The sequence below is a fragment of the Ectothiorhodospira lacustris genome (assembly GCF_022227785.1).
Lineage (GTDB): Bacteria > Pseudomonadota > Gammaproteobacteria > Ectothiorhodospirales > Ectothiorhodospiraceae > Ectothiorhodospira > Ectothiorhodospira lacustris.
On the sequence record NZ_JAJNQM010000031.1, the window covers coordinates 1 to 17,126 of the forward strand.

General features: G+C 62.9%; 18 protein-coding genes. 9 read left to right on the forward strand and 9 right to left on the reverse strand.

The genetic code is table 11. From position 1 onward, the window contains the following. The 4 genes from LQ952_RS07720 to LQ952_RS07735 form a co-directional block, all read left to right on the forward strand. Positions 1–805: glycine--tRNA ligase subunit beta (locus tag LQ952_RS07720; RefSeq protein ID WP_238622083.1), on the forward strand; the 805-nt coding region annotated here is incomplete at its 5' end. After that, complete coding sequence (gene gmhB, locus LQ952_RS07725) at positions 802–1,356, forward strand: D-glycero-beta-D-manno-heptose 1,7-bisphosphate 7-phosphatase (protein ID WP_238622084.1); 555 nt, start codon at positions 802–804, stop codon at positions 1,354–1,356. The genes LQ952_RS07720 and gmhB, both read left to right, overlap by 4 nt. Beyond that, on the forward strand, positions 1,349–2,116 hold the full coding sequence (locus LQ952_RS07730; protein ID WP_238622085.1) for a lysophospholipid acyltransferase family protein: 768 nt from the start codon (positions 1,349–1,351) through the stop codon (positions 2,114–2,116). The genes gmhB and LQ952_RS07730 overlap by 8 nt, the downstream gene beginning before the upstream one ends. Next, entirely contained in the window at positions 2,109–2,789 is a 681-nt protein-coding gene (locus LQ952_RS07735) for a protein tyrosine phosphatase family protein (protein ID WP_238622086.1), read from the forward strand. The genes LQ952_RS07730 and LQ952_RS07735 overlap by 8 nt, the downstream gene beginning before the upstream one ends. A gap of 9 nt (positions 2,790–2,798) precedes the next feature. Here the strand turns inward: LQ952_RS07735 and LQ952_RS07740 are convergent, their stop codons facing one another. The 3 genes from LQ952_RS07740 to LQ952_RS07750 form a co-directional block, all read right to left on the reverse strand. Continuing rightward, the gene (locus LQ952_RS07740; protein ID WP_238622087.1) at positions 2,799–4,526 is read right to left on the reverse strand and encodes an EAL domain-containing protein; all 1,728 of its coding nucleotides are present in this window, start codon (positions 4,524–4,526) and stop codon (positions 2,799–2,801) included. 109 nt (positions 4,527–4,635) lie between these two features. After that, entirely contained in the window at positions 4,636–5,385 is a 750-nt protein-coding gene (locus LQ952_RS07745; protein ID WP_238622088.1) for a tRNA threonylcarbamoyladenosine dehydratase, read from the reverse strand. Further along, positions 5,382–6,200, reverse strand: coding sequence for a TatD family hydrolase (locus LQ952_RS07750; protein ID WP_238622089.1), 819 nt, complete (start codon positions 6,198–6,200; stop codon positions 5,382–5,384). The genes LQ952_RS07745 and LQ952_RS07750 overlap by 4 nt, the downstream gene beginning before the upstream one ends. A gap of 481 nt (positions 6,201–6,681) precedes the next feature. Between LQ952_RS07750 and LQ952_RS07755 the strand changes: the two genes are divergently transcribed. Beyond that, a complete protein-coding gene (locus LQ952_RS07755; protein WP_238622090.1) occupies positions 6,682–7,422 on the forward strand; it encodes a ferredoxin--NADP reductase in 741 nt (246 codons plus the stop codon). A 180-nt stretch (positions 7,423–7,602) separates the two neighbouring features. On the opposite strand, the gene LQ952_RS07760 is transcribed toward LQ952_RS07755, so the two are convergent. Both LQ952_RS07760 and LQ952_RS07765 read right to left on the reverse strand, forming a co-directional pair. Next, positions 7,603–8,088 carry a transcriptional repressor gene (locus tag LQ952_RS07760; RefSeq protein ID WP_238622091.1) on the reverse strand — a complete coding sequence of 162 codons (486 nt, stop codon included), beginning with the start codon at positions 8,086–8,088 and terminating at the stop codon, positions 7,603–7,605. 282 nt (positions 8,089–8,370) lie between these two features. Continuing rightward, positions 8,371–8,754 (reverse strand): hypothetical protein, encoded by a 384-nt coding sequence (locus LQ952_RS07765; protein ID WP_238622092.1) that lies wholly within the window; start codon positions 8,752–8,754, stop codon positions 8,371–8,373. A gap of 2 nt (positions 8,755–8,756) precedes the next feature. On the opposite strand from LQ952_RS07765, the gene LQ952_RS07770 reads away from it, so the two are divergent. Genes LQ952_RS07770 through LQ952_RS07780 form a run of 3 tightly spaced genes read left to right on the forward strand, consistent with a single transcriptional unit; the run spans position 8,757 to position 13,161 of the window. Continuing rightward, positions 8,757–9,980 (forward strand): hypothetical protein, encoded by a 1,224-nt coding sequence (locus LQ952_RS07770; RefSeq protein WP_238622093.1) that lies wholly within the window; start codon positions 8,757–8,759, stop codon positions 9,978–9,980. Between the two features lie 38 nt (positions 9,981–10,018). Further along, the gene (locus tag LQ952_RS07775) at positions 10,019–12,883 is read left to right on the forward strand and encodes a bifunctional diguanylate cyclase/phosphodiesterase (RefSeq protein WP_238622094.1); all 2,865 of its coding nucleotides are present in this window, start codon (positions 10,019–10,021) and stop codon (positions 12,881–12,883) included. A 5-nt stretch (positions 12,884–12,888) separates the two neighbouring features. After that, a complete protein-coding gene (locus LQ952_RS07780) occupies positions 12,889–13,161 on the forward strand; it encodes a YdcH family protein (protein ID WP_430733390.1) in 273 nt (90 codons plus the stop codon). Positions 13,162–13,217: 56 nt separating this feature from the next. Here the strand turns inward: LQ952_RS07780 and LQ952_RS07785 are convergent, their stop codons facing one another. Next, a complete protein-coding gene (locus LQ952_RS07785) occupies positions 13,218–14,510 on the reverse strand; it encodes an NAD(P)/FAD-dependent oxidoreductase (protein WP_238622096.1) in 1,293 nt (430 codons plus the stop codon). Positions 14,511–14,526: 16 nt separating this feature from the next. Then, positions 14,527–14,844, reverse strand: coding sequence for a c-type cytochrome (locus LQ952_RS07790; protein WP_238622097.1), 318 nt, complete (start codon positions 14,842–14,844; stop codon positions 14,527–14,529). A gap of 265 nt (positions 14,845–15,109) precedes the next feature. Between LQ952_RS07790 and LQ952_RS07795 the strand changes: the two genes are divergently transcribed. Beyond that, positions 15,110–15,382 (forward strand): PilZ domain-containing protein, encoded by a 273-nt coding sequence (locus LQ952_RS07795; RefSeq protein ID WP_238622098.1) that lies wholly within the window; start codon positions 15,110–15,112, stop codon positions 15,380–15,382. A gap of 31 nt (positions 15,383–15,413) precedes the next feature. Here LQ952_RS07795 and LQ952_RS07800 read toward each other — a convergent pair whose 3' ends face one another. Then, positions 15,414–16,289 carry a lysophospholipid acyltransferase family protein gene (locus LQ952_RS07800; protein WP_238622099.1) on the reverse strand — a complete coding sequence of 292 codons (876 nt, stop codon included), beginning with the start codon at positions 16,287–16,289 and terminating at the stop codon, positions 15,414–15,416. Then, positions 16,277–17,074 (reverse strand): tRNA 2-thiocytidine biosynthesis TtcA family protein, encoded by a 798-nt coding sequence (locus LQ952_RS07805; protein ID WP_238622100.1) that lies wholly within the window; start codon positions 17,072–17,074, stop codon positions 16,277–16,279. Before LQ952_RS07805 ends, LQ952_RS07800 begins: the two co-directional genes overlap by 13 nt. Between the last annotated feature and the right edge of the window lie 52 nt (positions 17,075–17,126).

Here is a 17,126-nt window from a genome sequence, read left to right on the forward strand (position 1 = left end):
GCCGGAGGCCGTGGCCGCGGCCCTGGAACAGCAGTACCTGCCCCGTCATGCAGGAGATGCCCTGCCGACCGGCCCGGTGGGCCGGGTGCTGGCCCTGGCGGACCGCCTGGACACCCTGGTGGGGATTTTTGCCATCGGCCAGAAGCCCACCGGCGCCAAGGACCCCTTCGGCCTGCGCCGCGCCGCCCTGGGGGTGCTGCGCATCCTGGTGGAACTGGAGTTGCCCCTGGATCTGGAGACCCTGCTGCAGCAGGCCGCGACAGGCTACGAGGGCCGGGTGCCCGCCGCCCCGGCCGTGCCCCAGGTGCTGGAGTACGTGATGGAACGCCTGCGGGCCTATTACCTGGACCGGGGCATCCGTCCCGAGGTGTTCGAGGCGGTGCTGGCGGTGCGTCCCACCCGACCCCTGGATTTTGACCGGCGGGTACGGGCGGTGGAGCACTTCCTGGGCCTGCCGGAGGCCGAGGCCCTGGCGGCGGCCCACAAGCGCATTCACAACATCCTGCGCAAGGTGGAAGGCGGCCTGCCGGACCGGGTGGAGACCGCCCTGCTGACGGAGCCGGCGGAGCAGGACCTGCACCGCCACCTGGAAGGATTGCGGGAGGCGGTGGCCGCCCATCTGGATGCGGGCGAGTACACCGAAGGCCTGACCCGGCTGGCGGCCCTGCGCGGCCCCGTGGATGCCTTCTTCGACCAGGTGATGGTGATGGTGGAGGACCCGGCCCTGCGGGATAACCGGGTGGCGCTGCTCAATCGCCTGGCCGGGTTGTTCCTGCGGGTGGCGGACCTGTCACGGCTACCATGAAGCTCATCATTCTGGACCGGGACGGGGTTATCAACCGGGATTCCCCCGACTACATCAAGTCGCCGGCGGAGTGGGTGCCGCTGCCCGGCAGCCTGGAGGCCATCGCCCGCCTGACCCGGGCCGGCTGGTGCGTGGCGGTGGCCACCAACCAGTCGGGCCTGGCCCGAGGCCTGTTCGATCTGCCCACCCTGCGGGCCATTCATCAGCGCATGGAAGAGGCCCTGGCCCCCCTGGGGGGGCGCATCGACGGGATCTTCTACTGCCCCCACGGTCCGGACGAGGGCTGCGATTGTCGCAAGCCCCTGCCGGGTCTGTTCGAGCGCATCGGCCGGGCCTTCCGGGTGTCCCTGAGCGGCGTGCCCGCCATCGGGGATTCAGCTCGCGACCTGCAGGCCGCCGCCGCCGCCGGCTGCAGGCCCATCCTGGTGCGGACCGGCAATGGCCGTCGCGCCCTGTCCGAGGGGCGTGTACCGGCACAGACGCCGGTATTTGCGGATCTGGCGGCGGCGGTGGATCACCTGTTGGCTGAAACGGATCATGTCCATGACTGAACACACACCTTCCAAACCGCTGCTTTATCTACGGGCGGGCCTGTTCTGGATCGGCCTGGCGCTGTCCACGGTCCTGTTCGCCCTGCTCAGTCCCCTGATGCTGCCGCTGGGGTGGCACGGGCGCTTCCGGGTGCTGTCCCAGTGGACCCGTTTCAATCTGTGGTGGCTGACGCTGACCTGTGATCTGCGTTATACCGTGACCGGCACCGAGTACCTGGCCGGCGAGGCCCGGGTGCTGATGTGCAAGCACCAGTCGGCCTGGGAGACTCTGGCCCTGCAGCAATTCACCCCGCCCCAGGTGTGGGTGCTCAAGCAGGAACTGTTGCGTGTCCCCTTCTTCGGCTGGGCCATCAGCATGCTGGAGCCCATCGCCCTGGACCGGTCCGCCGGCCGCAAGGCCATGGAGCAACTGGTGGTGCAGGGTCTGGATCGTCTCGACCGGGGGCTGTGGGTGGTCCTGTTTCCGGAGGGAACGCGTACACCGCCCGGCCACCAGGGGCGTTACAAGGTGGGCGGTGCGGTGCTGGCGGCCCGCAGCGGTCGGCCGGTGATCCCGGTGGCCCACAACGCGGGCCTGTTCTGGCCCCGTAACAGCTTCATCAAGTACCCGGGGACCATTCAGGTGGAGATCGGGCCGCCCATCCCCACCGAGGGTAGAAAGCCCGAGGCCATCATGCGGGATGTCCAGACCTGGATCGAGGCTCGCACGGCGGTGTTGTGCGGATTGCCCGAGCCGGGTGCGGGGCGCGCCCATGAGTAAGGTCCCCCGCTGGGACCTGAGCACGCAGTCCGGGCGACGTCGAGCCTATCTGCAGGCCCTGTGGCTGGATGACGGCTGGGTGAGGGAGTACGGCCTGTCCAACTTTCACCGGATTTCCGGGCAGGCCTGGCGCTCAGGGCAGCCGTCGCCGCGACATCTGTACCAGCGCATCCCCCGCCACGGCATCCGCACCGTGGTGAACCTGCGCGGGGATGAGCCGGACAATCCCATGCTGGCCCTGGAAACGGACGCCTGTGCATGTCTGGGGGTGGCGCTGCATCATCTGAAGCTCTACTCCAGGGATCTGCCGGCTCCGGAGGCGATTCACGAGGCCCATGACCTGCTGCAGCGCATCACCTATCCCGTCTGGTTTCACTGCAAGTCCGGGGCCGACCGGGCGGGGCTCATGAGTACCCTCTACCTGCACTGGATGGAGGGGGTCCCCCTGGCGCAGACACGACAACTGCGCCTGTGGCCCTATTTCCATTACCGCTGGGCCAAGACCGGTCTGCTGGATCATTTCTTCGAGGCCTATCTTCTGGATACGGCGGACTCACCCATGACCCTGCTGGAATGGGTGGATACCCGGTATGACCGCCGGGCCTTGAAAAAGGGCTTCCGGCCTCGGCGGGCAGTGGACGCCCTGGTGGATCGGGTCTTGCGCAGGGAGTAGGGCGGAGGGTCAGCGTCCCAGCACCACCGACTCCAGCGGTCTTGGCTTGCCGATGAAATGGCCCTGCACGTGGTCCACGCCGATCTCCCGCAGGATCTTCAGGATGGCCTCCGATTCCACGTATTCGGCGATGGTCTGCTTGCCCATGAGATGGGCGATATCGTTGATGGAATTCACCAGGGCCCGGTCGGTGGCATCCTGAACCACATCGCGCACGAAAATGCCGTCGATCTTCAGATACTTTACCGGCAGGGTGCGAAGATAACCGAAGGACGACATGCCGCTGCCGAAATCATCCAGCGAGAAACTGCAGCCCAGTCGACTCAGGCTTGAAAACAGGTGATTGGCGTTGTCCAGGTTGGCAATGGCGACGGTTTCCGTCACTTCGAAGCAGAGTTTTTCGGGTGGGATATTGGTGTGCTCCAGGACCCCCAGTACAAAGCCGAGGAAGGTGGCGTCTCCCACCGAGTGTCCCGACAGGTTGATGGCGCAGGCATCCAGCAGGCTCAGCAGAGAGTACTGGTCCGCCAGCCAGGCCAGGCATTGCCGGATGACATGGCGGTCAATGGCAGTGGACAGATTGTAGCGTTCCGCCGCCGGCAGGAAGTCCCCGGGATTGATGAGTCTGCCGTGGTCTTCCTGCATGCGAACCAGGACCTCGAAGTGGGTGCCCTTGTCTTCCCCTTCCGACAAGGGGCGGATGGGCTGGGCGAACAGGATCAGCCTCGACTCCTTGATGGCGGACTGAATCCGGTTGACCCACTGCATTTCTCCCTGGAGCCTGAGCAGTCCGGTGTCATTCTGCTTGAAAACGCTGACCCGGTTGCGCCCCTTGTCCTTGGCGGCATTGCAGGCGGTATCCGCTGCCGCCATCAGGGCGATACCGCTGGTGCTTCCGGGGGTGACGGGTACGACACCGAGGCTAGCGCTCACGCTGAAATCGCGATTTTCCCAGCGAAACGTGAAGCTCTGCAGGGATTCACGCAGGGTCTCCGCCCGGGTCATCGCCTGCTCCAGGGGGAGTGTCTGCATCAGCAGCGCGAATTCATCCCCGCCCAGGCGGGCCAGGGAGTCGCCAAGAAGCATGTGCTCACTGAGCAGGTTACCGATCCGGCGCAGCAGTTCATCGCCTGCCTCGTGGCCGCTGGTGTCATTGATGACCCGGAATTGATCCAGATCCAGGTAGATCAGGGCATGCTGGTGCTCGTTTTTTCTGGCGTCGTGGATGGCGCGCTCCAGCCGGAACATCAGTTCACGGCGGTTCAGCAGTCCGGTCAGTGGGTCATGGCCGGCTTGGTAATTCAGCTGGGTGATCAGCGAGCGGAATTCGGTGGCATCGCTGAAGTTGACGACGGCACCGCTGATGCCGGTGCCCTGCCGCAGCGGGGTGATGGAGAGGTGAACGGGCTGGGGATGGCGATCCTTGCGCCAGAGGACGGTTTCCAGCCGTTCCACGGGCCGCCCGTCACGCAACACCTGCCGGATGGGGGAGTCTTCCCAGGCGGCGGGAGTGCCGTCTTCGGCGGCCTTCATCAGCAGGGCGTGGGCCGACTGGGCCAGCAGGGCAGGGCGGGAGAAACCCAGCAGGTTCAGGGCCGCCTGATTCACGTAAGTGATCAGCCCCAACTCATCCACGGCAAACAGCGGCGAGGGCGCGTGATCCAGCAACTGATTCAGACGCTGCGCCAGCCGAGCCGCATCCGGGCGCCTGGCCTCTGGGGATTGGGGGGCTTGCATCGTGTCCCTTGCAACAAGTCGGAGCGACCAACCACACATCATTTCTTTTGCCGGGGGCGGGTTCCGGGTAATGCTTATCCTGACTATAGTGTAAAACCACGATGGGGCGTTAAGCCCCTTGCTGACGTGCCGGTATCAGGTTCTGGATGACATGGCCGGCCAACATCAGTCCGAACAGCCCGGGCATATAGGAAATGGTGCCGTTGACCGCCCGGGCACGACCACTGACGGGGCCTTCGATGGGACGATGTTCGGTACCTTTGATGGCGGTTTCGGTGGAATGAACCACGGGATAATCCAGGTGTGCGCCCAGGCGGCGCAGCCGTTTTCGCATCTCCCGGGCCAGGGGGCACTTGTCGGTCCCTCCCAGCGGACCGATGCGTACTGCCGTCGGGTCCAGGCGTCCGCCCGCCCCCATGCTGGAGATAATCGGTACCCCCCGTTGCTGACAGACATGCACCAGGGCGGCCTTGCAGGCGATGGAATCGATGCAGTCCAGCACGTAGTCCACGTCCACCGGCAACAGGGCATGCACGTTGTCCGGTGTCAGAAAATCCCCCAGTACCGTGACCGTGAGGGCGGGATTGATGTCCCGGATCCGTGCCGCCATCACTTCCGCCTTGGACTGGCCCAGGGTGGAATGCAGGGCCACCAGTTGGCGATTCATGTTGGAGGGTCCGACCCGATCGTGATCCAGCAGGGTGATGCGCCCGATGCCTGCCCGGGCAATGGCTTCCGCGGCGCTGCCGCCGACCCCGCCCAGGCCGGCGATGAAGACATGGCGGCGGGCAAACTGTTCCAGGCCTTCCGGGCCGATCAGCAGTTCGGTGCGTTCGTGGAGCGGATTCCGGTGGTTCAAGGTGTTGTCTGCGGCTGGTGAATCAGGGGTGGATCATCGGGGATGTGGTTCAGCCTGTCCAGGCGAAACAGCTGGATGGCGTTGTCACGGGTGATCCGGGCGATCTCTTCCGGGGGCTCATTCCTCAGTGTGGCAAGGGTCTGGACCACCTCAGGCAGCCAGGCGGGTTCATTGCGCTGGCCCCGGTGGGTCTGCCCCGGCTGGTCGGGGGCGTCGCTTTCCACCAGCAGGGCCTGGGCCGGCAGCCAGGCCGCCAGCGCGCGCAGACGCTGTGCCCGGGGGTAGGTGAGGGGGCCGCCGAGCCCCAGTAAAAACCCCAGGTCCAGCAGTTTTTCCGCCTGTTGTCGGCTGCCGGAAAAGCTATGTACGACACCCCTTAGTCCCGGTCGTTGCCTCAGGGCCTGGGTGACCTGGTCCACGGCCCGCCGGGCGTGGATGATCACGGGCAAGTCATGGGTCAGTGCCAGGTCCAACTGGGCCCTGAAACAGGCCTGCTGCGTCTTTTCATCCAATCCCTCGGCAAAAAAATCCAGGCCGCACTCACCGACCGCCACGGCCGGTTCCCGCTGCAGCCACTGATCCAGGGCATGGATATCGTCCGGCCGGTGGGAAGCCAGGTAGACCGGGTGCAGGCCATAGGCGGGATAGAGGCCGGACGCGGAGGTCGCCACCGCCCTGAGTCGTGGCCAGTCGGCGCGGGTGATGGCCGGAATGATCATGGCCTGTACGCCTGCCTCCCGGGCGCGTTGCCGGCAGGCTTCCCGGTCCGCGTCAAAGGCCGGGACGTCGAAATGGCAATGGCTGTCGATGAGCATGGCTTCACTCCGTGCAGGCGGTTGGACAAAGGCGTACTTCCCCTGGTGTTGAAAAATCCTGTCCGCGGCGTCACCTTATGGTGCCGGGTAAGTTCTGGAAAAGCACCTTGGGTGACCCCGCAAAGATTCCTTGTTGTGACCTTGCGAAGGCCCCTTGTTGTGACTCCACGAAGGTTCCTTGTTGTGACCTTGCGAAGATTCCTTGTCGCGACTCCACGAAGGTTCCTTGTCGTCACTCCCGCGAAGGCGGGAGTCCAGGGTTTCCAGTCCGTGACTGGATTCCCGCTTGCGCGGGAATGACGATCATCGGACGGAACAGCAAGAGACGGTTTGGCTGGGTTCCCGCTTACGCGGGAATGACTTATCCAGAACACCCCTGGAGGGTTGTTCGGTCGCTGTCAATCAATGCGCCTGATAGGCATATCGTCGGCGGCCGGATCATCCCGCGACTATTCTCCGGACAATTTTAAAGGGCGGAACCATGGCAGGATGGCTCAGTGGCGAAGTGGTGGAACTCAAGCGCTGGACGCAGCGACTCTATTCCCTGCGTGTGGAGGCGCCCGTGGACCCCTTCAAGGCGGGCCAGTTCAACCGGCTTTCCGTGATGGTGGGCGGCGAGCGGGTGGCGCGTCCCTACTCTTACGTGAATGCCCCGGATGAGCGCCCGCTGGATTTTTATTTCATTACCGTCCCGGAAGGTCCCCTGACCAATCACCTGGTCACCCTGTCTCCGGGAGACGCCGTGGATGTCATGGCCAAGGCCAATGGATTTTACACCCTGGAAGAAGTACCCGATGGTGACGTGCTCTGGATGTTCGCCACCGGGACCGCGCTGGGTCCCCACCTGTCCATCCTCAAGACCGAGGCGCCCTGGCAGCGTTTTCAGCGCATCGTGCTGGTGCATGCGGTCAGGACCCGTGAAGAGCTGATTTATCAGGACACCATTGATGCGTTTCGCGACCGTGGGGAACAGTTTCAATTCGTGCCCTTCGTCAGTCGTGAAGAGACCCCGGGGGCCTTGCCCGGACGCGTCCCCGCTGCGATCGAGTCGGGCCTGCTGGAGCGGCATACGGGATTGCCGCTGACGCCGGATGCCGCCCAGGTGATGATCTGCGGCAATCCGGATATGGTTCGGGATACCAGCGAGGTGCTCAAGGGGCGTGGCATGATCAGGAACCGGCGTCGTGAACCCGGGCACATCACCACGGAAAACTACTGGTAGATACGGGTGGCGTGGTGACCCGGGGATGTTTCGAATCAGTCATTCCCGCGTAAGCGGGAATCCATGGGCCCATCGGGCCTGTGCGGCTGGCGTTCCTCAGTCATTCCCGCGTAAGCGGGAATCCAGCCACGGACGGCAGGGGACTTACCCTATGTTTCTCCGGCCCGTAGTGTGCGTCTGTCACTGCTCCCGGCAATGGGCGCATAGCCCCCGCCCCTCCATGATCTGATGCTCCAGCTGGAAACCCTGTCGGTGCGCCTGTTCTTCCAGCGTTTGCTTGATGGTCGTGTTTTCCATCTCCGTGACCACGCCGCAACGCCGGCAGATGAGCAGCAGACAGTCATGCTCATGTTCCGGGCTGGTGCAACCTACATAGCCATTGAGGCTCTCAATGCGGTGAATCAGGCCCTGTGCCAGCAGGAACTCCAGGACCCGGTAGACGGTGGGGGGTTTCACCGTATGGTCATCGGAACTCAATTGATGGATCAGGTCATAGGCCTTGATGGCCTCATGGCTTTGCCAGATCTGTTCCAGCACCTGGCGTCGTAAGGGCGTCAGCCTGACGCCTCGTGCCGAACACAGGTGTTCTGCGGATTTAAGGGCCGTGGCAATGCAGGCCGCATGGTTATGGCGGGGATCGGCAATATCCGGCATGGATCTGTCCATCAGGGTGTGTGCCTTTGGCGGTGTCGCCTGGATATATCACAAATGAAGTGACGTCAGGGCCAATACTCCGGATTTCCGGTATGGACGCGGCAGTGACCCCGGGCTATTGTGACCCGCTGAGGCTCATGGAGCGTACGCATATATTTATTATGGGGTGGCGGAAGTAGGCGCCGTGGGGTAGATAGGGGCATGAGGGAAGATTTCTATCGGAGGTTTGGAAAATGGGGTACCTCCGGCCGGCGTTTGGCCACTCTGGTGTGTCTTCTGTGGGTCGGCACGGCTCTATTTCCCGGCGCCGTTGTCGGTGCCCAAGTTGTCGTGGTTAATGACTCCATCACCCGGAATGCCCTGCCTGTAGCCACGGTGCGGGCTATTTTCAGTCTGCGCGTACAGGTGCTGGACGGGCATAAGCTCACGGTATTCGTCCTGGACCCAAGGGACCCGGTCCATACCGGTTTCAGCAAGGATGTCCTGGGTGTCTTTCCCTACCAGCTTGAGGCCGCCTGGAATCGGAGTATCTTTTCCGGTGCCAGTAGAGGCCCCGTGATCGTGAATTCCGAAGCGGAAATGCACCGTCGTGTGGCCAATACAGTGGGTGGCGTCGGATACCTGAGTCAACCGGTGGCCCATGAAAGCATTCGGATTTTGAACATTGAAGGGAGTCATCCATGACCGGCCGGCGGAAGGTGGTGCCGTGGTTCATCGTATTCGTGGCGATGGTGTGTTCCTGGCCGCTGCAGGCCGCGGACCGGCCGCTGAATATCCATGGTTTCGTCAGTCAGGGCTATCTGTCTTCCACGGATAACAATTATTACGGTGACAGTACCCAAGGGAGTTTTGACCTGACGGAGTTGGGTGTGAATGTCTTTCACGCGCCCATGCCGTCCCTGTCCCTGGCGGCCCAGGTGGTCAGCCGCCGGGCCGGGGCATTGTATGACGGCGATCCCCGGGTCGACTATGCCTTTCTGGATTATCGCCTTCTCTCCTCGCTGGATGGCTACGGCGGGTTTCGTCTGGGACGGGTCAAGATTCCCATCGGCTTCCATAACGAGACCCGGGACGTGGCCGCCACCCGTCCGGGCATCCTGTTGCCCCAGTCCATCTATGTGGAAGGCCTGGGTATCCGCGACTTCTACATCGGTGTGGATGGCTTGGCCGCTTACGGGGAATGGTTCCTGGCCCGATCCACCCTGCAGCTGGACGTGGGCCTTGCCGTACCGACCACCCTGCAGGACGAGACTCAGGCGGCCTTTCTGCGCACCGTGTCGGCGCCGGGAGATCTGCGGCTGACCTCGGGGCAGAATCTTCGGCTGCTCTATGAGCAGGATGGCGGCCGGCTCAGGCTGGCAGCCACCTATTCTCGGGTGCGCACCGAGTACCGGCCTGCCGCCCAGGACTTCCTGCTGCGCGGGCTTGCGCCGGTGGATGCCCTGGTGCTGAGTGCAGAATGGAACTGGGAAGATTTCAGCCTCATGGCTGAGGCGGTGCATCGCCGTATCCGCCGCAGTGGCTTTATCCCGTCGGTGCCCGATGCCGGCCGCTACGAGCAGGGTTATTACATCCAGGGGACCTATCGCCTGGGCAACGGCTGGGAGGCCTTTTTGCGCTATGACACCCACTGGAACGACCGCACGGATCGTGCAGGTCATCGCCAATCCATGGAGTCGTTGGCGCCGGAGTCCCTGGCCCCACAGGCGCCCCATCGCTTCTATCAGCATCAGTGGACCCTGGGGACGGGCTGGCGGATCACGCCGCAGTGGTTGCTGCGGGCCGAATGGCACCATGTCCATGGTACGGCGCTGACGCCGCTTGCCGATAATCCGGTGTTCGACGAGGCCGGGGGCAAGGCGCGCTGGGATCTGTTTGCCCTGCAGGCGTCTTTCACCTTCTGAGTATGAATCTCCTGGCCGACAGAAGGAATGGTGGGGTCTTGAGTCTGAAGTGGAAGCTGCTTCTGGTGATGGGTGTGCTGCTCGCGGGGCTGTTCACCGGGTTTGCATGGCTGAATCACCAGAGTCTGCAAGGCCAGTATGAAGAATTGCGGTCGATGGAACAGCAGCGTTCCCGCATGCAGCTGCAGGGACTGCTGCAGCAATCCCAGGCAGACCTGCTGGGTCTGGCGCATCTCGTTCCTTCCCTGTCCGGGCTGCGGCAGGCCCTCAAACAGGGGGATGCCGGGGAGCTTGGACGGTTGTTTGCACCTCAGTGGGCCAGTCTGCAGGTGGATACGGATCTGGTCAGGGCGGGTTTTCTCGATATCCATGGCCGATTCCTGGTGGAGGTGCAAATTCTGGAAGCCCGTTACGAATGGCCGCCACGTCTTTGGTCTGCGCTGGATCAGGCGTTGTTGACGGAAACGCCCAGCACCTTTACCGACTGCAACTCACTCTGTCTGAGCTATGCCGTAGCACCGGTCCTGGCCAATGGCCAGACGGTGGGGGCCGTAGTGCTGGCCCGCCCCATGTCTCACCTGGTGGTGTCCTTTAACGAACTGTCTGCCCTGGACGTGGCCGTGTTCAGGCTGGCTCTTGAAGGGCGGGAGGGGGACGATGGGCAGCAGCAGGTGATAGGGATCACCAGCCGTGATCGGCTGGAGCCGCTGCTGGACTCGGGTGTACTGGAGACGTTAACCCCCGAGCAGGTGACGCTGTTTCAGCTCGAGGGGCGTTGGCAGTTGGAGCTGAGTCCTTTTCTTCTCCTCGACGACGAGTCGGGCTACCAGATTCTTGCCGTGGTGATCAGCGATGTGACGCTGGCCCGGCGACAGATTGCCGTCGCTCAGCGCCGGAATGTGTTCATGGGTGTGGTTGGCCTGGTGCTCTTTGCCATGGTTGTTGTGGCAATGACGCGAACACCGCTTATTCGCTTGCGCCGTGTGGCGCGTCTGTTGCCGTTGCTGGCCGAACGGCGTTTTGATTCCGTCCGGAACGAGCTGGCGAGTCCCGTACGTCCGTTTTTCCCGGACGAGCTGAGCCTGCTGGAGCACACCACGCTCAAGCTGGCGAATCGGCTGGAGCGGTTGGAGGCCGATGTTCGCCGACAAAGAGACTCCCTGGATCTGAAGGTGCAGGAGCTGTCCATTGAGCGGGAACGCTACGCCCTGGCGGCCGCCGGTACCAAGGATGGGATTTGGGACTGGAATCTGGAAACCAATGAAATCTTCTATTCCCCCCGTTGGCAGACCATGCTGGGCTGTGAGTCGGGCGAGATGACTTCCCAACCCGACGAGTGGTTTGGGCGCCTGCACCCGGATGACCGACAAAGATTGCAGCAGGAACTGGATGCTCACCTGGAAGGCCATAGCCCCTGGCTGGAAACGGAGCATCGCATGCGTCATGCGACGAATGGCTACCGCTGGATGCATTTCAGGGGGGTCGCTGTGCGCAACGCCTCCGGCAGGACCCACCGTATTGCCGGTTCCATGAGCGATGTGACCGAGCGCCGTCGGATTGAGGAACAGCTGCGTCATGACGCACTGCATGATCATCTGACCCAGCTGCCTAACCGCCCCCTGTTCGTAGATCGCCTGGAACACGCCATCTCCCGTTTCAGGCGTTCCGGCAGTGGCTATGCCGTACTATTTCTGGATCTGGATAATTTCAAGACGGTCAATGACAGCCTGGGGCATATCGTCGGTGACCAGATGCTGATCCAGACGGGGCAGCGGTTGCAGATGTGCCTGCGTCCGGGAGACTCGGTGGCGCGCTTTGGTGGTGACGAGTTCGTGCTGTTGTTGGAGGATATCACCTCCGAGGATGAGGTCCATCAGGTGGTTGCGCGTCTGCAGTCAGCCATGCAGACACCGGTCAGCGTCGGTGATCAGGAAATCTTCGTCAGTTTCAGCGTAGGCATTGCCCTGGGAAGCCCCGAGGACCGGAGCGCGGATGATGTGCTGCGAAATGCGGATACGGCCATGTATCAGGCCAAGATCCATAATCCCGGGAACAGCATGTTTTTCAGTGGCAGCATGCGGGCCAGTGCAGTCCGGAGGCTGACCCTGGAGACCGCCATGCGGCGGGCTTTGGAGCGGCATGAATTTGTCTTGCATTACCAGCCGCTGGTCTCCATGGGAGATGGGCGTTTGCTGGGTTTCGAGGCCCTGCTGCGATGGCCGAGGCTGGGGGGTAGACCGGTTTCGCCGGTCGACTTCATCCCGCTGGCGGAGCAGACCGGCCTCATCATTCCCATTGGTCGGTGGGTTGTGGAGCAGGCGATTGAGCAGGCTGCGCGATGGCAGCGCCTGGGTCTCTCTCCCGGTGAAGCCGTCTTGCCCATCAATATCAACGTTTCCGGCAGGCAGTTCCGCGACCCTGAACTCGTGCCCGTCATTCAGCAGGCATTGAAACACCATGGATTGTCCGGACGATGTCTGAAAGTGGAACTCACCGAGAGTGCCGTGATGGAGAGCGGGACACAGGCCCTGGCGCTCATGGAAGCCCTGAAAGATGCCGGGATTGATTTGTGCATGGATGATTTTGGGACCGGCTATTCTTCCTTGAGTCAGTTGCGGGATCTTCCCTTCGATGTGGTCAAGATCGACAAATCCTTTGTGCACCGTTTGAGCAGCGATCCCAGACACGTGGGCATTGTCAGGGCGGTGACCGCGATAGCGAGGGAGTTGGACAAATCCGTGGTGGCCGAGGGTGTGGAAACCCCGGAGCAGGTAGGCCTCCTGCTGGACTTGGGTTGTACCACCGGCCAGGGCTACCTGTTTTCTCCGGCGGTGGAAGCGGAGCGGGCCGAGATCTGGCTCAGGCATGCGGGGGGCTGTTTTGCGGCTGTCTTGGGGCGATGAGTCTCATGAGCGTGGCGTCCCGATGCCGGTTTTGGGATGATGCCCGGGTAGGTGTTGCCGGAGAGAACGGTTTGAATACAGAAGATCTGGAACCGCTGCGCAGCCATCTGGCTGAACTCAAGGAAGAGCATCGTGCCCTGGACGATGCGATCCACCGTCTGGCGGAGGGACCGTTCGTGGATCAGATCCGCCTGACCCGGCTGAAGAAACGCAAGCTCCAGCTCCGGGACGTGATTGCAAGGCTGGAGAGTCGCCTCATACCGGACCTGAATGCCTGAAAATCCAGGTTGGTGGCGGGGGGGCACACCGCCAACCTGGATGCCGCCTCAGGGTATTACCCCCAGATATCCGACGTGATGCTGTCGTACCAGCCCTGGGCGTAGCGGGCCTCCTGGCGCCGGAAGTTGGGACCCGCATCCGCGGGACTCACGCCGCCGGAACCGGGGACACCGGTGATGGTGCCATCCGTGAACCGGTAGACGGCGGCAATGCTGATGCCGTACTCCGGTCCCACCAGGCTGTAACAGGTATTCACCGTGGACAGGGCCAGCATGTCCTGATTCGCCATGGCACGGACAATGGCGGCAGCGGCGGTCTTCCCCTGGGTGTTGGCGGAATGGCCGGACTTGGGCATCTGGCCCGCGATACAGGCGTCGCCGATCACGAAGATGTCCGGATCCATTTCCGACTGGAAATTGAGCTGGTTGACCGGACACCAGCCGGTTTCTGCGGTCAGGCCGGCCTCCCTGGCGATACTGCCTGCCATCTGGGGTGGGATGAAGTTCAGCACGTCCGCCCGGAAGCGGGTGAGGCCCCCGTCCGAATAAGCGGTCCGGGTGGCCGCATCAATCCGTTCCACCTGCCCTCCCTGGGAACTGGGCACCCATTCGATCATGTCGCCGTAAAGCTGTTTCCAGCCGTCCATGAACAGACCTTGCTTGGAGAAGGACTCCTTGTTATCCAGGATGATGATCTTGGAGCGCGGCTTGTGCTGCTTGAAATAGTGGGCCACCATGCCGGCCCGCTCATAGGGGCCGGGCGGGCAACGAAAGGGGTTTCCCGGGGCCACCATGACGAAGACGCCCCCGTCCGGCATGGCCTCCAGCTGGCGGCGCAGGGTTACGGTCTGGGGGCCGGCCTTCCAGGCGTGGGGGATTTCTTCCGCCACGGCCGCACTGTAGCCTTCCACCGCCTCGTAGCGGAAGTCGATGCCCGGTGAGACCACCAGTTTCTGATAGCCCAGTCGCTCTCCACCGGCCATATGAACGGTGTGGGTGTCCCGGTCGATGGCCGTTACGGTGTCATGGATAACCTCGACGCCATGCCTGTCGCGAAGCGCCCCGTAGGTCTGTTCCAGGTTTTCCATGCGGGTCAGCCCGCCCAGATACCAGTTGGAGCCATAGCAGGTGTGATGGCGTGCGTTCGGCTCGATCAGCACCACCCTCAGGCCGGGTTCGAATCGCTTCAGATACTTGGCGGCCGTGGCGCCCCCCGAGCCGCCGCCGATCACCACCACTTGAGCCTTGCCCTTGCGGCCGTCCGGCAGGGTGCCGCAGGCCGCCAGGGCCGTGGCGGCCCCGCCGGCGCCGAGGGCACGGAGGAAATTTCTGCGTGACATCTGTTCCATGGTCGCTGTGCCTCTCCTAGCGCAGGGTGCTGAGATATTCGGCGATGAGCTTGATTTCCTCATCCGTATACCCGGTGGCATGGCGGTCCATGACGGTAGCGGGTCGGGTACCGTCCCGGAATGCCTTCATCTGCGCGATCATGATCTCCGGCGGGTAGCCGTAGATGCTGGGGATGGCGCCGGCACTGCGGCCGTCGGTGCCGTGACAGGCATAGCACGTGGTCGCCATGAGGGCGCCGCGCGAGACCTCGGCGGTCGCGGTGTGAGTGAAGCCCAGTCCGGCCAGGGCGAGCAACAGGGCACGGCTTGAATGGCGTAAAAGGGTATGTTTCATGGAATTCAGTATCCTCCTTTTGTAGTTTTGGTCGTCCCCTGGACCCATCTTGCCTCTTAATGATATCAAGCTATATGCTTTGTCTTTTTAGATATTTAAAGGTTGATGTATGTCAACCACTCCGAGGGTTGTTCTTCCTGCCTTGGGCAATTTCAGGGGCAATATATAATTGTGCTGGTAAATATCGCTAATAAACAATAATCCGGATATAAGAACCTATGGGCATGAGTTTTCCAACGACGGCAGACGCAAGAGACGTCCTTCCATGAGTAGTGATCAGCGCAGACACCCGCGGGTGCCCATGGAAATCACGGTGGAACTTCACTGTGAGGACGAGGCTCCCAGGCGCGTGCAGACCATCGACCTCAGCGGCGGCGGGGTCATGCTGCTGATCCCGGAGGGCACGATCCCCGACGAGGGGACTGAAGTGAAGGTAAGGGTCTGCGGACAGCTGGGAGACGGCGAAGCACCGCCACTGGTCAATGCCAGGGTGGTCAGGCGCCTGCCGGAGGGTGTGGCGGTGGAGTTTCTTCCCTGAGTTCAGGTTCAGGGCGTGCGCCGCGGCAGCATCAATAGACCCGTGGCGCGCCGGGTGGGCGGGCGGCAAAGCGCTTGTAGCTCCAGACGTACTGCTCGGGGCATAGCCGGATCAGCGTTTCCACGGCTTCGTTGACGGCGCAGGCCGCGACCTGCGGATCTTTCGCATACACCGTTTCCGGCACCGGGATGCACCGGTAGCGATATCCTTTTCCCGCAGGCAGGCGCTGCGCAAAGGCGAATACGATCGGCACTTGCCGTGGTCCGGCCAGCCGGTTGAGCAGGGTCATGGTGAGGGCCGGATGTCCGAAGAAAGGGGCAAAGATGCCTCGGGCACCCTTGGGCGTCTGGTCCGGCAGCATGCCGATGAGTCCGCCGTGGGAGACGGCCCGCTGGATTTCCTTGATGCCGGCCAGGGTCGTTGGCACCAGACGGGCGCCGGTGGCCGCCCGAGCTTCCCTCAGCGGCCGATTCAGGGCGGCCAGTCGGGGCGGGCGGAACAGGCTGGTCATGGTGCCGAAGCCAGCCGCGTGCAGTCCCGCGAATTCCCAGCTTCCCAGGTGAGGTGAAACCAGAAAGGCACCCCGGCCTTGTGTCAGTGCGGACTGAAGATGTTCCTCGCCTTCCACGCCTGCCAGCAGGGCCTGTACTCGCGCACTGCCGGCGTGCCAGAGCCAGGGCGCTTCCGTCAGTGCCTTGCCGGTCTCCATCAGGCTCTGCCGGGCAATTTTTTGATGCCAGCGGGCATCCCGCTCCGGAAAGCAGGTGGCCAGGTTGAGCAAAGAGATGCGCCGCGGCTCGGTTCGCAGCACCCAGGCCAGCCAGCCCAGAAGGGCGCCCAGGGCGTGGTTCGCCCGCAAGGGCATCCGGGCCAGCAGGCTGAACAGGAGACGAATCAGGGGTTCCATGGCGACTGCTCCATCCGGGGGGTGGCCGGGAGATCGTCGGCGATGTCGGGGACATCATCCAGTCCTACCGACATGAGTGGTGTCAGGGTGCGGGTCAGGCTCTTGAACAGCCCCGGATTGTCCTGTTCCTCCCGGGCCAGCAGGGCCTTCATGTGGGGCCGCTGGGTGGGTTTGCCGAAGCGGGTGGGGCAGTTTTCTTCCATGATCGGCAGTCCGGCCCTGTGCGCGAAGTCGCGAATCCGCCGTTCGCGGGCGTAGACCAGGGGGCGGATCACGCGCAAGTCTCCGGCCTCGATGAGATAATGGGCCTTCATGGTCTTGAGGCGCCCACCATGGAAGGCGCTCATGAGAAAGCTCTCTGCCAAGTCATCCAGGTGCTGTCCCAGGGCGATGACGTTGTAGCCCTGTTCCCGTGCCGTGCGGTAAATGAGTCCCCGGCGCATGCGGGAGCAGAAAGAGCAGTACGAATGGTTGTCCAGATGCTTCTCGGCACGGGCCAGGATGGGTTCACTCACGTAGGCGTAGGGTATGCCCAGTGACTGGAGATAGGGGATCAGGGCGCGTTTGTCGGTCAGGCCGGTCTGGGGGTCGATGGTCACGGCGCCGACCTCGAAACGAACCGGTGCCCGTTGCCGGAAATATAGCAGCAGATGCAGCAGGGTCAGAGAGTCCTTGCCGCCGGATAGGCCAAGGAGGATGCGATCACCGTCGCGTATCATGCGAAAATCGCCGATGGCACGACCGGCGTCCCGAATCAGGGAGCGAGGAGGAATCAGGCTGGACATGGCCGCCGAAGATACTCACTGGGCGGAAGTGATGGCAAGTCTTTCTTCGGGG